Genomic DNA, 14,661 nt, shown 5'->3' with positions numbered 1-14,661 from the left:
TTTCCTTGGAAATAATATAGAGAAAAATTTTCCAAAGAAAAGCCCGGCGCTGACGCCGGGCCTTGAGATTGTGGCTTTGACTGCGAAGTCGGCTCAGACGACGGTCGTCTTGACGTCCAGATTGCCGCGCGTGGCGTGGCTGTAGGGGCAGACGACATGCGCCTTCTTGACCAGGTCCTCGACTACGGCCTTGTCGACGCCGGGGACGGAGACCTGCAGGGCCGCCTCGATACCGAAGCCGCCGCCATCCTCGCGCGGGCCGATGCCGACGGTCGCCGTGACCTTGGCGTCCTCGGGGATCTTCACCTTTTCCTTGCCGGCGACGAACTTCAGCGCGCCGAGGAAGCAGGCGGAATAGCCCGTGGCGAACAATTGCTCCGGATTGGTGCCGCGGGCGCCGTCGCCACCCAGCTCCTTCGGCACAGTGAGGGTGACGTCGACGACGCCGTCTTCGGACGCGCCATGGCCCGCGCGGCCGCCGGTGGCAAATGCCTTGGTGGTGTAGAGAATGGGCATGTCAGGTCTCCTTGGTTGTTGATGACTACCCTATAGCGCCGAATTAGATTGCGCGCAATATAATTTTGCACATTGCATTTTGAGCGATTTGCGACGACAATGGCGCATGGAAAACGAACCTGCGCCCTCACCTGCTCCGGCCATGGCAGACGACGCCAACCTCGCGCTGGATCGCCAGCTCTGTTTCGCCATCTATTCTGCCGCGCATGCATTCAACCGCACCTACAAGCCGCTCCTCGATCCTTACGGGCTCACCTATCCGCAGTATCTGGTGCTGCTGTCGCTGTGGCAAGACGACGGCAAGACGGTGAAGGCCCTTGGCGAGGCACTGCATCTGGATTCGGGCACGCTGTCGCCGCTTTTGAAGCGCCTCGAAGCAAGCGGCTACATCGCGCGCACGCGTGACCGCGTCGACGAGCGGCAGGTGCTGATCACGCTGACGCCGAAGGGCCGAAAGATGAAGGACGAGGCGCACGGCATCCTGATGCAGATCGGCAGGGCAGCAGGTTGTGCGGCCGACGACCTGCACCAGCTCGGCGCCTCGCTGCAGGCGCTGGCTGACAGGCTGCGCGGCCAGCAAACGCCGGATACCGTCTGAATCGACGCCTACCCCCTGTGAAAAGGCGGCGGCTCGATTAAACTGCGCCGGTCACGCGGGATGGAGGTGGCATGCAGAGCGAGCACCGGCACTCTCAGCTAACCGGCGTCCTGGCAGGGTTATGGTGCGTCCTGGTCGGCGTTGCCATGATGGCGACCTGGCTGGCGGAACCGGCATCGCTTGCCGAGCGCTATCCCGGTTTCTTCGGGATGAAGTTCAACGCGGCCTTCGCCTTCCTGCTCATCGGCATCGCCTTCCTGCTGGCACTCGCCCGCTATCACGTGCTGCCGATCCTGCTGACAGTGCCGGTGTTCGTGTACGGCGCTCTGGCGCTGTCTCAACATCTCTTCGGGCTGGATCTTGGAATAGACGAACTGTTCCACCAACCGTTCGTGGACATCGGCACCAGCGTACCGGGCCGGATCGCGCCGAATACGGCGCTCTGCTTCATGCTCGCCAGCCTCGCCGTCATGCTGCGGGCGCTGAGGGGCGGCACGGACCTGCTGCAGCTCGCCTGCGCCTATATCAGCGTCATAATCGCCGCAACGTCGCTCGTCGGCTACATCATCGCCCTCGAAGGCGCGCATGACTGGATCGCCTTCACCCGGATGTCGCTGCAGAGCGCAACCTGCTTTCTGGCCATCGGCATCGGCATTCTCTATTCCGGCCCCCGCAGCGCCGGGCGCGGGACCGCGATCGCCGTCTCGCTCGCTGTCACCACCTATCTGGTGCTGCTGTCGCTGGCCTACGTGAAAGTGCAAAGCCAGATGCTTGCACCACTGCCGCAGCAGCCCGAAGCGCTTGCAACCACGGCTACGACCATCCTCAACCTCATCCTGATCTCGGGCGCGATCTATGTCGGGCTGCTTGCCTATTCCTACTGGAACTCGAAGCGCTACCGGCAAAGCACGAGCGTTCTCGGCGAAAGCCAGCGACGCCTCGCCGCCATAATCGACCATGCCATCGCCGGCATCCTGACCATCGGCGAGGACGGAACGATCCTGTCGGCAAACCCGGCATGCCAGCAGATCTTCGGATACCCGCCCGCGACACTCATCGGGCGCAGCGTCAAAATGCTGCTGCCGGAAGGCGAACGTGCCGCCGGTGGCGACGTGCTGCGAACCAAGCTTCTGGCAGGCGGCGAACGGGAGGCCCGGCGCAAGGACGGCAGCACCGTTCCCATCGACATCTCCGTCGCCCGCGTCGAACTGTCCGAAGGCACGATCTACACCGCCATCATCCGTGACATTTCCGAACGAAAGCACTTCGAACAGCAGCTTCTGACCGCCAACGCGGAACTGGAGGAGTTCGCCTACCGCACATCGCACGACCTGCGCTCGCCGATCGCCTCCTCGATCGGCCTGCTGAACATATCCCGCGAGCTGCTGGAGAACGGTGAGTACGACGCGCTCGGCAGCACGCTCGGGCGCATGGAGCGCAACTTCAACCGGCTGGACGGGCTCATCCAGAACATCATCGTGCTGACGCGCGACCGGCTGCTGGACGAAGAGGACCAGACGATTTCGGTGCACGACGTGGTGCAGAGCCAGGCAGACACGCTGGCCAATCTGGAAACCGAAAACCGGGTACGGATCGGCAACTACGTCGACCCACAATTGACAATACGCAATAAGCCGTCGAAATTCGAGGTCATCGTCGGCAACCTTCTTTCCAACGCCATCAAGTACCATGACCCCCTGGAGCCGGAGCCGCGGGTGGACATCTATCTTGAGGAGCGACAGGGGTCGGTCCGGCTGATCGTGGAGGACAATGGCATCGGCGTGCCGGAGGAAAAGCGCCAGTTTCTCTTCCGTATGTTCAAGCGCTTGCATCCCAGCCGTTCGTTCGGCAGCGGATTGGGGCTCTACATTCTGAAAAAGAGCGCCGAATCGCTCGGCGGAACTGCGACATACGAGCCGAAAGAAAAAGGCAGCCGCTTCATCGTGGAACTGCCGAATGAGGACGGAGGGACATGAAGCTCAAAACCATCCTGGTGGTCGATGACGACGAGAACGACCAGTTCATTTGCGAATACACGATCCGCAAGTTCGACCCGTCGATCAAAATCCTCAAGGCCCACGACGGCACCGAAGCCCTGACATTGCTGGAGACGGTGACGCCGGACGGGATCATCCTCGACATCAACATGCCCGTGATGAACGGTTTCGAATTTCTCGACCACTATGCGAGCCGCTTCAAGGTCCATGCGCCCGTGGTCGCCATGCTGACCAGCTCCCATCTCGGCTCGGACCGGGAGCGCGCCATGGGCTACTCTTTCGTGAAGAACTATTTCGAGAAGCCGCTCACCATCAAGCACCTGAGCATGATGCAGGAACTGCTGCCGGACTGAGCGTGCGGCCCGGGCTCACAGGCCCGAGCCTTCCCGCTCCTGCATCCGCCGCCTTGCGATCAGATGACGACGATCGGCGAGCCGTTGGGAACGCGGCTGTAGAGATCCATGACGTCCTGGTTGATCAGGCGCACGCAGCCCGACGAGGCCGCCCGGCCGATCGACTTCCATTCGGGCGTGCCGTGCAGGCGGTAGAGCGTATCCTGCCCGTTCTGGAAAATGTAGAGGGCGCGCGCGCCGAGGGGGTTGGAGATGCCGGGCGCCATACCGCCCTTGCGGGCGGAGTATTTCGCCAGCTCCGGCTGGCGCTCGATCATCGAATCGGGCGGTGTCCAGCGCGGCCAGGCCTGCTTCCACTGGATGACGCCGCGACCGTTCCAGGCGAAACCTTCGCGGCCGATGCTGACGCCATAGCGCATGGCGCGGCCGCCGGGCAGCGTGAAATAGAGGTAACGGTTGGCGGTATCGACGATGATGGTGCCCGGTGCCTCGCCGAACGGATCCTCGACCTCGTGGCGCAGGAAGCGGGCATCGATCTTGCGGTAGGGCACCTGCGGAACGGTGAAGCCGCCGTCGATGCGGGTATCGTAGATCGCTGCATATTGCGGATCGAGATTGGGAATGCCGGTCGGCAGCATCGCCTCTTCATAGGGCCCCTGGTCGGGATCGCGGCCCTCGAGAATGGGGCCGGGAACACCTTCCAGCGCCGGATTTCGATAAACGGGCTCGGTTTCCCAGCGGAAACGATCGGTGTTCATCGACGAGGTACAGCCGGCCAGGCCAGACACCGCGGCAAGCCCGGAGAGGCGCAGAAGACGCCGGCGGGAGAGGAGAAATTCTGAAGCCATGATCAGCGAGGCGTGTCCGTGAAATTCCGATGGCGCTGGCAGGGACCGAAGGCGGGCGCGATTCCTGGCGGCGTGATAACGCATTTACCGTGCCGCAATTGTGGCACGGCCGGCTGGCGCGGGGCTTGCGGCGGGATTATCAACAGCGTCCCGTCAGGCAAGGCCATGAGCGGGTCGAAGGCCCGTAGAGAACAACCGGCGGCTTCCGGCCTCAGTGCGTCCAATTGCACTGATGAGCCCGCACCGGCTTTGCAAACCCCTTCAGGCGATAGCCGCTGGCGCGGGCAAAGATGTCCGCGGCACCATACTCCTGGAAGACGTTTTCGGACACGAGGATCTGGTCGGAGCTTGCGGCAGCGCACAGCCTTGCAGCGGTCTGGACGGTGGCCCCGAAAAGATCGTTGCTGTCCTCGACGGGTTCGCCGCAATCCAACCCTATTCGAATGTGGATCTGCTCCGGATTATCGGCATTGAACCGGCGGAACTCGCGCTGAATATCCATGGCACAATCGACAGCGGCCAGCGACGAGGTGAAGGCCGCCATGATGCCGTCGCCGGTGTGCTTGACCTCGCGGCCGCAGGCGCGGGTCAGACAACGGCGCACGAGTGCGTCATGCGCCCTGACGAGTTCGGTCGCCATGCGATCACCCAGCCGCGTGGTCATCTCGGTGGAGCCGACGATATCGGTGAAGAGGACCACCCGGTGACCGGCATCCCTCTCAGCCTCGCCGTCTCCCGGAGGTTGCACATCATGGATCCGGCCCAGAAAAGCCTCGACGGCGGATAGCGCCACCTCCACGACTTCACTGGCAACAAACCCGTGCGCCTCGCGATGAACGCACTGCGCCGTTTCGACATCGGGCGCATCGATGAGGCAGAAGGTGCGGCCGTTGCGATGATCGAACCAGTAGGTCAGGAACTTGACGCCGTACTGATCCTGTATGCTGAGGTCCTTCAGGTGCGCTTCGGCCACCTGCTCCGCCGTCGCCCCTATCAGATCATGCCTGTCCATGAATATCGGCATTCGCTTGCTCCCCGTTTGGGACCGCAGTCGCATGTCCGGGCGGATTTTACGACAGAGGCAGTGCATCGTCCATCGCGTTGGCGTTGCGGCCCGGCCGAGACAGGATGCGAACCGCACGGCGCCCTCAGCCCAGCCGTCTTCGCCCCTTCCGAAGCGGCCATGCGAGAGGGCCGGAAGAGCTCGATGGACGGTGTCCGTAGCGGGCAATTCAGCCGAAGCGGGCGGTCCGCGCCGCGCGGCGGCTCACCCCTCCCGCGCCTCGATCAACGCCATCAGCGTTTCCAGCCGGTCGGCCTGCCGCGGCAGCTTGTCCTGCCGCAGGCGGGCGATGCGGGGGAAGCGCATGGCGACGCCCGACTTGTGGCGGGTGGAGCGGTTGATGCCCTCGAAGGCGACCTCCACCACGAAGCCGAAATCGGGCTCGGCGCGAACGGCACGCACCGGGCCGAAGCGTTCGACGGTGTTGTTGCGCACGAAGCGGTCGAGCACCTCCAGTTCCGCGTCGGTGAAGCCGAAATAGGCCTTGCCGACCGGCACCAGCATGTCGCCGTCCGGCCCATTTTCCGGAGCGTGCGCCCAGACGCCGAAGGTGAAGTCCGAATAATAGCTGGACCGCTTGCCGTGGCCGCGCTGCGCATACATCAACACTGCATCGACATTGAACGGGTCGCGCTTCCATTTGAACCACGGCCCCTTGAGCCTGCCGGCCTGATAGGCGCTGTCCAGCCGCTTGATCATCACGCCCTCGATCACCGGGTCGGGCGGCGCGGTGCGCAGCACATCGAGCTCGGCCCAGCTTTCGAAAGGCACGAGCGGCGACAGGTCGAAGCGGTCGTGCGGCGCACGGTCGATGAGATCGGTCAGCCTTGCGCGGCGCGTGGCGAAGTTTTCGGGGCGCACGTCCGCCTCGCCGTCGAAAAGGATGTCGTAGGCGCGCACGAAGGCTGGATAGTCGTCCAGCATGCGGGCGTTGACCGTCTTGCGGTTCAGCCGCTGCTGCAGGTCGGAGAACGTGCGGGTCGCACTGTTGGAGCGGGCCGTGCCGCCGACCAGCAGTTCCCCGTCGACGACGCCCTCGAAGGTCATGGCGCCGAGAACATCCGGGAAGGCTGCCGAGATATCGTCACCGGAGCGGGAATAGAGGCGGCGCGTGGTGCCGGATGCCGAAAGCTGCACGCGGATGCCGTCCCATTTCCACTCTGCGGCGAAGTCGGCCGGATCGAGGCCGTCGAGGTCGCCCTCGCCGACCGGGTTTGCCAGCATGACGGAATGGAAGATCGCCGGCGTCGCCAGCACCGGGCGCCCGGCCCTGCCCTCCAGCCAGGCGAACAGCGGCTCGTAGGGCGGCTCCAGCCCGTGCCACAGCGTCTCGATCTCGGTGACGTCACAGCCGGAGAAATCGGCGAGCGCCTGCTTGGCGAGCCTGGCGGACACGCCTATGCGCAAGCCGCCCGTGGCAAGCTTGATGAAGGCGAAGCGGGCCGACGGATCGAGCCGGTCGAGCAGGTCGCGGACGGCGGCGCGCACCTCGGTGCGGCCGAGCGCATTCATGCGGACGACCACGTCGGACAGGCGCGGCTGGTGGGCGCCGTCGATCCGTTCCTTCCGCTCCTGGTCCCAGACGAGCGCGATCGTCTCGGCAAGGTCGCCCACGTAGTCGTAGGAATAGCGAAACAGCACCTCGTCCATCCGCTCGAGCACCAGTTCACGGAGCAGCGCCGGCTTGACGCTCTTCAGGTCGAGGGTGCCGGCGATCGCCGCCAGACCGTAGCCGCGATCGGGATCGGGAACGGTGCGGAAATAGTCGGCGAGCAGCTTCAGCTTGCCGTTACGCGAGGGCGTGAGCACGAGGCGGTCGAGGAGATCAGCAAAGGCTTTCATGGGGCGGCCGCCCTTTCTTCCGCGCGGCAAACCGGTGGTGCAATCGCCGCCCCACCGCCACGACAGGCCCCGTCGCCCTTGGCCATTCCCTGCCCTGCGAAGCTCCCCCCATGCGGCCCGCGGGGCCACCGCCCCCCGAATGTGGAGATGAGCGAGTTCGAGGCGGGCGTTGTGGCAGATGCCTGGGCGAAGCCCGCGCAGCGTGTGCCCTTCTCCCTGCCTGCGGGGAGAAGGTGCCGGCAGGCGGACGAGGGGCGAAGGGCGGAGGCGACGGCAGCGACTGGCCACCGGCGGATGCGCGCGCGGCGGTGCCTGCCGCTCACGCTGCCCCTCCCCCTGGCCCTCTCCCCGCAGGCGGGGAGAGGGGACGCGGGGGCGGCCACTTCGCGGGGTCTATCGCCGACATCAATGCAAGCCTGAACCACCATCAATCCCCCTCGTCCTCGTAGCCGACGAGATGCAGCGGGCGGGCGGGGATGTTTGCGAGCTCGCACCAGCGCACCAGCGCCTCCTCACGGCCGTGCGTCACCCAGACCTGCGACGGCGCAAGCTCTCGGATGGTTTCGGTCAGCTCGGGCCAGTCGCAATGGTCGGAGATGACGAGCGGCAGCTCGACCCCGCCCTGTTTCGCCCGCTGGCGCACCATCATCCAGCCGGAAGCGAAGGCCACAAGCGGATCGGGAAAGCGGCGCGCCCAGCGCTCGCCGAAGGCCGAGGGCGGGCCGACGATGACGGCGCCGGAAAAATCGGTCGTGTCCCCCTTCTCAAGCGTCGCCGGCCGCAGCTCGCCGAGATCGATCCCGCGCGAGACGTAGTAATCGCAAAGCCTTGCCAGCGAGCCGTGGATATGGATCGGCCGGTCGTAGCCGCAGTCGCGCAGGAGACGGATCACCCGCTGCGCCTTGCCGAGCGAGTAGGCGCCGACGAGGTGAGCGCGTTCCGGAAACTGCCGAAGCGAGGTCAGTAGCTTGGCGATCTCGCCCTTCGGGTCGGGATGATGAAAGACCGGCAGGCCGAAGGTCGCCTCGGTGATGAAGACGTCGCAGGCGACCGGCTCGTAAGGGGTGCAGGTGGGGTCGGGGCTGCGCTTGTAGTCGCCGGAGACGCAGAAGCGGGTGCCGCTGGTCGAGATCGCGACCTGGGCCGAGCCGAGCACGTGGCCGGCTGGGTGAAGCGACACCTTGACCCCGGCAAGGTCGATGGTCTCCCCGAAGGCCGCCGCCTGCGCCGAACCGCAGAAATCCGGCCCGTAGCGGATCGCCATGATGTCCAGCGTCTCGCGGGTCGCCAGCACGGCGCCATGCCCGGCGCGGGCGTGGTCGGAGTGGCCGTGGGTGATGACGGCGCGGGCGACCGGGCGCATCGGATCGACATGGAAATCGCCGGCGGGGCAATAGAGGCCGGCGGGGGCGGGATAGAGCAGCTGGTCTGGCTTCATGTCGGAGAAGATAGGCAGATTTGTGCATTCCGCCAGAGCCGCAGTTCGGGACCGGCAATTCAGGGGCTCAGTTCAGGGGCTCATTTCAGGGGCTCATTTCAGGGGCGGCAGTTCAGGGCGAGCCGTCCAACGCCGGCCGTTCAGCGCGGACAATTCAGGCCGGCAGCGTGGGGACGCCGGCGCAGGCTCGCTGCCGCCGGTCCCGCGGCGCGGAACTGTCGGTCCAGAGGCATCGGCCCGAGCCACCGGCCCGACCCCGAAAGTGCAGCACGAGCAGCGCAGAGCCGGAGAGCACTCAGTCCCGATCTGCGGCAACTCGCTGGATTATGGTCGCCGGAATGGCTCCGGAGCCTGCCACTCCCGCTTGTCCGACGTCGAAGCGATGTCCCTCGGCCGAGATTGTCCGCCTCACGAGATCGCCTTCAGTCCCGCGCGCAAGGCATCCATATCGACGCCGGTCATCTCCGCCTCGAGCGCGTCATGGCTCGCAATCCAGATCGGCAGGGCGCGGGCAAGCAGGTCGTGCCCCTCCCCCGTCAGGCCGAGGCGCCGGCCACGACGATCGCGCGCATCCGGTGTCACGACGACAAGGCCGCGCCGCTGCAACGGCTTGACGGCCGCCGTCAACGTCGTCCGGTCCATCGCCAGCAGGGTTGCGACCGGTCCCATCGGCGGCGGCTCCGGCCTGTTCAGCGCCATCATCAGCGAGAATTGCCCGTTGGTCAGCCCCAGCGGACGAAAAGCCTCGTCGAACCTGCGCGCCAGCGCGCGGGCGGCGCGTTGCGCATGCAGGCAAAGGCAGTGGTCGCGCACATGCGGCGCGGTCTCGTGGGAAAGCGTGACATTCGAATTCATGCTCATTACTGTTGATATCAACCTTGTTTTGTCAAGCACGGCGATCGTCGCCTTGAAACGAATGGTGCGTTCCACAGTTAATACCCATTATCGAACATAGGTATGAGGCTGGCGACGTGCACAGCGCGCAGCGACCGGGAGGCGAACATGCAGGCAGAAATCACCACGCAGCATCGCTGGCTGGAACGGCTCGTCGGCGATTGGGACGTGTCGGACACGGATATCACGGCCCCGCCGGCTCAACCCACCTGGACCGAACGGGTGCGGCGGATCGGCGGCCTCTGGATCGCCTGCGAGGGCCGCGGCCTGATGCCTGACGGCGAGCCTGCCGAAACACTCCTGACGCTCGGCTATGATGCGGCGCGCGACCGCTACATCGGCACATGGATCGGCTCCATGATGGCGCATCTGTGGCACTATGACGGGACGCTGGAGCCGACCGGCAACGTGCTGACGCTACACAGCGAAGGACCAGACTTCGAAAGCGAAGGCCGGCACTTGCCCTATCAGGACATCATCACCTTCATCGACGACAACCACCGCACCATGACCGCACTGGTGAACCGGCCGGGAAAGGGCTGGGAGAAGCTGATGGAGGTGCACTACTGGCGGCGGAAACATCCCCTGCCTGTTTGAGCGGGCGCGGCATGCAGGCTTTGCGGCCGGGCATGCGACACAAAAGTGCGTTGCAGCCTTGTAGGACGAGGATGCAACGATGAATGGGTTGAAGCGTGGGATGCGAACCCCTGAGATCGCGGCCTGCTTCGAGCCGACGTCGTTCAGGCCGCCATCTCGTTCAGCCGGGCCTCAATCGCGGCGGCTTCCATCGGCTTGCCGATATAGAAGCCCTGGATCTCGTTGCAGCCGGCTTCGCGCAGGAATTCCAGCTGTTCGCGGGTTTCCACGCCCTCTGCGATGACCCGGAGCTGCAGCGTTTGCGCCAGCGAGATCACCGCCCTTGCGATCGCCGCATCGTCCGCGTCGCCCGGAAGATCCTGCACGAAGGAGCGGTCGATCTTGAGCCGGCCGACGGGAAAGCGCTTCAGCGCGCTGAGGCTGGAATAGCCGGTGCCGAAGTCGTCGATCGCCAGATGCACCCCCAGCGCCTCCAGCCGGTACATCAGCGCCACCGCCTGCTGCACGTCGGCCATGATCAGGCTTTCGGTCAGTTCCAGTTCCAGATAGCGCGCATCCAGCCCGCTGTCGCTCAAGGCGGAGCGCACGCGCTCCACCCAGTCGATCTCCTGGAACTGGCGGGCGGATACGTTGACGCTGACGACCAGCCGCGGCAGGCCCGCGTCCTGCCAGGCCTTGTTCTGGCGGCAGGCGGCGCGCAGCGTCCAGTCGCCGATCTGGCCGATCAGGCCGGACTCCTCGGCGAAGCGAATGAATTCGCCGGGTGGGAGCAGGCCGCGCTCCGGATGGTTCCAGCGGATCAGCGCCTCGACGGCGAAGATGCGTCCGGTTCTCAGGTCCACCTGCGGCTGATAATGCAACACGAACTCGTCGCGGGCGATGGCACGGCGCAGTTCCTCCTGCTGGCGCAGTTTCTCATGCGCGCTCACCGCCATGTCGTTGTTGAAAAAGTGCAGCGCATCGCGGCCGATTTCCTTGGCGCGGTACATGGCGAGGTCGGCATTGGCGAGCAGTTCGGTTGGCGTGCGCCCGTGCTCGGGATAGAGCGCGACCCCCATGCTGCAGCTGACCTGCACCGTGCGCCCCTCCAGCGTGACGGGGGCGGCAATGGTCTGGCGGACGGCCTCGAGCCGGGCAGCGACGCCCTTGGCGTTCCGGCGCGGGGCGCTGACGATCAGCACGAATTCATCACCGCCGAGACGGACGAGCACGTCGCCCGGGCGAAGACCGTCGGCCATGCGGGCGGCCACCGTCTTCAAGAGCGTGTCGCCTGCCTTATGACCCAGGCTGTCGTTGACCAGCTTGAAGTTGTCGAGGTCTAGGAAGGCGAGCGCGACGCTCCGGTTCTCGTCGTCGGCAATCTCGATGGCTGTCGCGATGCGCTCGTCGAGCATGCCGCGGTTGGGAAGCCCCGTCAGCGCATCGTGGTGGGCCATGAACTGGATGCGGTCTTCAGATTCCTTGCGTTCGATGGCGATGCCGGCGATATGCGTCGCCACACCGAGCAGCTTGTGGCAGGCTGCCGTCGGCAGCCCGGGCGTGCGCGAATAGAGTGCGAAGGTGCCCAGCACCTGCCCCTGGCTGGAGCGGATAGGCGAGGACCAGCAGGCGCGAAAACCGTAGGGTCGCACCAGGTGGCGATAGTCCGCCCAGAGCGGATCTTCGGCGATGTCGGCGACGAGAACCTGCTCGCCGCGATAAGCCGCCGTGCCGCATGACCCGACAGCCGGGCCGATCAGCGCGCCATCGATTGCACGGGTGTAGTCCGGATGCAGGTTCGGCGCAGACGCGTGGCGAACACATTGCCGGTCATGATCGATCAGGAGAATGGACCCGGTGACGTCAGCCACCTGCTCTTCGATCAGGAGGATCAACGCCGGGAAAACCTGCGAAAGGGCCTCCCCGCGCGCTATCATCTGGAGGATCTCGGCCTGCCCCCGGTGCAGGCCCTCCTGCCGCTTGCGATCGGTAATGTCACGGGCGATGCCGACGATGCCGACGATTTCGCCCTGATCGTTGCGCATGGGCAGCTTGGATGTCAGCACCCATTTCCGACGCCCCGCGACGTCGCGGAAGCACTCTTCCATGTCGAGCACGGGTTCGCCTGTCCGGATGATCTGCTGCTCGCAATCGTGCAGCACCTGCGCCACCTCACGGGAAAACAGGTCGAAATCGGTCAGGCCGGTCAGATCGTCGCGACCGCCGCCGATGTGCGCGGCCGTGGCCTTGTTCGCGATCAGGAAGCGGCCGTCACGGTCCTTGAAGAAGAGGCCGACCGGTGCCTCCTGGATCATTGCATCCATCCAGTAGGCCCGGTCGTGACGGTCGCCGGCAATCGGGAAACGGCGGGCGGCCTCGGCAATCAGCCGCTCGCCTGCCGCCAGCAGCAGCGACGTGGGGTCGGCAGGCTTTTCCTCCGAAGACCACTGCGTGCTGGACCGGCTCATACGCTTCCCCACTCCCCGGCCGCATCAAACCGGCGACCTCGCTTTTTGACGGTCCGAAGCTACACCTGAGAGTATTATGCAATACTGAATCTTTTTGCTGCAATGCACGCTATCCGGGCGGTGCAGCTCTGCCAAAGCCCCGCATTTCGGGCGTTCGAAGGATGCTCGCCTGTGCCAATTCGGAACGGCGCTCCATTCCGGTCGACGGCGAAATCGCCAAACCGGCCCTGAAGGCCCGGTTTCGCTTCATTCCGGCACGGAAAGCGGTTGGCACGTTTCATGCTCCTTGGGGAACAAGGAGCTGAAATGGTTAGCAGGCGGTTAATACTCTCTTCGTTCGGCCTCGGCGCGCTCGGTGCGGCCCTGCCCGCGCATGGCGCGGGGACGGGAACGCTCGTCAACGTGGAACTGCGCGGCGCGCTCGACGCCGCCGCCCATGGCGTGCGTCCCGGCGGCGAGAATCGCAAGAACAGGGCCTTCGCCAAGCTTCTGCGTGACGCCTCCGCAAGGAACCTGCCGATCTTCCTGCCGCCCGGCGACTACGTGATCTCGAACATCGAGCTGCCCGACAACACGCGGCTGACCGGCGTTCCCGGTGCGACCCGCATCGTCTACGGCGGTGACGGCCATCTCTTCAAAAGCCGCAACGCGATCAACGTCACCTTCGAGAATCTGGTCATCGACGGCGGCAACCGCTGGCTGGACGACAGCGTCGAGGGCCTGCTGCACCTGTCTCTGGCAAGCGAAGTCGTCATCGACAATTGCGAGATCAAGGGTTCGTCGAAGTCGGCGATCTATCTGGAGCGCTGCGGCGGGCGCATCGAGCGCAGCCGCGTGTCGGGTGCTGCCGAATACGGCGTCTATGCGATCGAGAGCACCGGGCTGTCGGTCAGCGACAACACCGTATTCGAATGTGCCAACGGCGGTATCCTCGTGCACCGCTGGACCAAGGATGCTGACGGCACGATCGTCTCGCGCAACCGGATTTCGAAGATCGCGGCCGCCAAGGGTGGCACCGGCGAATACGGAAACGGGATCAACGTTTTCCGCGCCGACAACGTGCTTGTGACCAACAACATCCTCACCGACTGCGCCTTCTCGGCCATCCGCTCGAATGCCGGCTCCAACGTCCAGATCGCCAGCAACACCTGCCTGAACTGCGGCGAAACGGCCATCTATTCCGAATTCGGCTTCGAGGGCGCGATCGTCAGTTCGAACCTGATCGATGGTGCTGCCAACGGCATCCTGATCGTCAACTTCAACGAGGGCGGGCGGCTCGCCACGGTGACGGGCAATGTCGTGCGCAACCTGCGGAGCGAGGGGCCTTACGTGCACGACGGCGCGGGCTTCGGCTTCGGCATCGCGGTCGAGGCAGACACCGTCGTGAGCGGCAACACCGTCGAGAACGCGCCCCGCTTCGGGCTGATGCTCGGATGGGGACCCTACATGCGCGGCCTCGTCGTCAACGGCAATCTGGTGCGCGGCGCGCCGGTCGGCTGCGCGGTCAGCGTCGTCGAGGGAGCGGGCTCGGCAATGATTTCCGGAAACCTGTTCGAGGACACCCCGCAGGGCGCGATCGCCGGCTACCGCTGGAACGAACGGACCACGGGCGAACTGGCCGACGGTCGCGAGCAGTTCGCGCATATCACGATCGAGCGCAACCGGTCGGGATAAGCCGGACAGGCGCTCCCGCGGCGCGCGTCGGCCGATGCGCCCGCGGTCAAATTCGCACACGGCCGCCGTACAGCGGCCATGACATTCGCCCCTTCCGGTTCCCGAACGCCGGTTGGGGCGATGGGGCGGGATGGGGAAGGCCACTCTGCGTGCCTTTCCCATCTCCCGCATCCGCTGCGTCAGCGCTTAGGCACAGGGCTTCGCCTCTCTGTCGCGCTCAATGCGCCTTGTGCGTGTCGCTGCCCGCCTCACCCTGGCTTGCCGGCCTTTCGCGGCCACATCGCCTCGCCCGGAATGGGTCAATGCGGCATTTTCGATCACGACAATTCATGATCCGATCATCGTCGTCCCCTGTCTATAGGGCTGGCGAACGCCTATGGTTCGGCCACAATCC

At 65.1% G+C, this 14,661-nt stretch carries 12 protein-coding genes; 5 read left to right on the top strand and 7 right to left on the bottom strand.

Annotation, left to right across the window (positions count from 1 at the left end; translation table 11 throughout):
• Positions 1-93: 93 nt before the first annotated feature.
• Entirely contained in the window at positions 94-516 is a 423-nt protein-coding gene (locus CRO48_RS01645; RefSeq protein WP_097135782.1) for an organic hydroperoxide resistance protein, read from the bottom strand.
• 106 nt (positions 517-622) lie between these two features.
• On the opposite strand from CRO48_RS01645, the gene CRO48_RS01640 reads away from it, so the two are divergent.
• The 3 genes from CRO48_RS01640 to CRO48_RS01630 all read left to right on the top strand — a co-directional run bounded on the left by CRO48_RS01640 (position 623) and on the right by CRO48_RS01630 (position 3,464).
• Positions 623-1,114, top strand: a complete 492-nt coding sequence (locus tag CRO48_RS01640) for a MarR family winged helix-turn-helix transcriptional regulator (RefSeq protein ID WP_245423381.1) — start codon at positions 623-625, stop codon at positions 1,112-1,114.
• Positions 1,115-1,185: 71 nt separating this feature from the next.
• Positions 1,186-3,090 carry a sensor histidine kinase gene (locus tag CRO48_RS01635; protein WP_097135778.1) on the top strand — a complete coding sequence of 635 codons (1,905 nt, stop codon included), beginning with the start codon at positions 1,186-1,188 and terminating at the stop codon, positions 3,088-3,090.
• Positions 3,087-3,464, top strand: a complete 378-nt coding sequence (locus CRO48_RS01630) for a response regulator (RefSeq protein ID WP_097135776.1) — start codon at positions 3,087-3,089, stop codon at positions 3,462-3,464. The genes CRO48_RS01635 and CRO48_RS01630 overlap by 4 nt, the downstream gene beginning before the upstream one ends.
• A 59-nt stretch (positions 3,465-3,523) precedes the next feature.
• Here CRO48_RS01630 and CRO48_RS01625 read toward each other — a convergent pair whose 3' ends face one another.
• The 5 genes from CRO48_RS01625 to CRO48_RS01600 all read right to left on the bottom strand — a co-directional run bounded on the left by CRO48_RS01625 (position 3,524) and on the right by CRO48_RS01600 (position 9,510).
• Positions 3,524-4,312: a L,D-transpeptidase gene (locus CRO48_RS01625; protein ID WP_097135774.1), complete on the bottom strand. Its 789-nt coding sequence runs from the start codon at positions 4,310-4,312 to the stop codon at positions 3,524-3,526.
• Between the two features lie 211 nt (positions 4,313-4,523).
• Positions 4,524-5,336: a nickel-binding protein gene (locus CRO48_RS01620; protein WP_097135772.1), complete on the bottom strand. Its 813-nt coding sequence runs from the start codon at positions 5,334-5,336 to the stop codon at positions 4,524-4,526.
• A gap of 243 nt (positions 5,337-5,579) precedes the next feature.
• Complete coding sequence (locus tag CRO48_RS01615; protein WP_097135770.1) at positions 5,580-7,217, bottom strand: cisplatin damage response ATP-dependent DNA ligase; 1,638 nt, start codon at positions 7,215-7,217, stop codon at positions 5,580-5,582.
• 427 nt (positions 7,218-7,644) lie between these two features.
• A complete protein-coding gene (locus CRO48_RS01605) occupies positions 7,645-8,655 on the bottom strand; it encodes a ligase-associated DNA damage response exonuclease (RefSeq protein WP_097135767.1) in 1,011 nt (336 codons plus the stop codon).
• Positions 8,656-9,063: 408 nt separating this feature from the next.
• Positions 9,064-9,510 carry a MarR family winged helix-turn-helix transcriptional regulator gene (locus CRO48_RS01600; protein WP_097136064.1) on the bottom strand — a complete coding sequence of 149 codons (447 nt, stop codon included), beginning with the start codon at positions 9,508-9,510 and terminating at the stop codon, positions 9,064-9,066.
• 147 nt (positions 9,511-9,657) lie between these two features.
• Here CRO48_RS01600 and CRO48_RS01595 point away from each other — a divergent pair, with 147 nt between their 5' ends.
• Entirely contained in the window at positions 9,658-10,146 is a 489-nt protein-coding gene (locus tag CRO48_RS01595) for a DUF1579 domain-containing protein (RefSeq protein ID WP_097136063.1), read from the top strand.
• Positions 10,147-10,289: 143 nt separating this feature from the next.
• On the opposite strand, the gene CRO48_RS01590 is transcribed toward CRO48_RS01595, so the two are convergent.
• Positions 10,290-12,605, bottom strand: coding sequence for a sensor domain-containing protein (locus tag CRO48_RS01590; RefSeq protein WP_407071879.1), 2,316 nt, complete (start codon positions 12,603-12,605; stop codon positions 10,290-10,292).
• Positions 12,606-12,899: 294 nt separating this feature from the next.
• Here CRO48_RS01590 and CRO48_RS01585 point away from each other — a divergent pair, with 294 nt between their 5' ends.
• The gene (locus CRO48_RS01585) at positions 12,900-14,267 is read left to right on the top strand and encodes a TIGR03808 family TAT-translocated repetitive protein (RefSeq protein ID WP_097135763.1); all 1,368 of its coding nucleotides are present in this window, start codon (positions 12,900-12,902) and stop codon (positions 14,265-14,267) included.
• Positions 14,268-14,661: the final 394 nt, after the last annotated feature.

The sequence above is a fragment of the Rhizobium subbaraonis genome (assembly GCF_900220975.1).
GTDB classification, from domain to species: domain Bacteria; phylum Pseudomonadota; class Alphaproteobacteria; order Rhizobiales; family Rhizobiaceae; genus Mycoplana; species Mycoplana subbaraonis.
The sequence above is the reverse complement of the archived record's forward strand: the minus strand, read 5'-3'. Positions and strand labels throughout refer to the sequence as shown.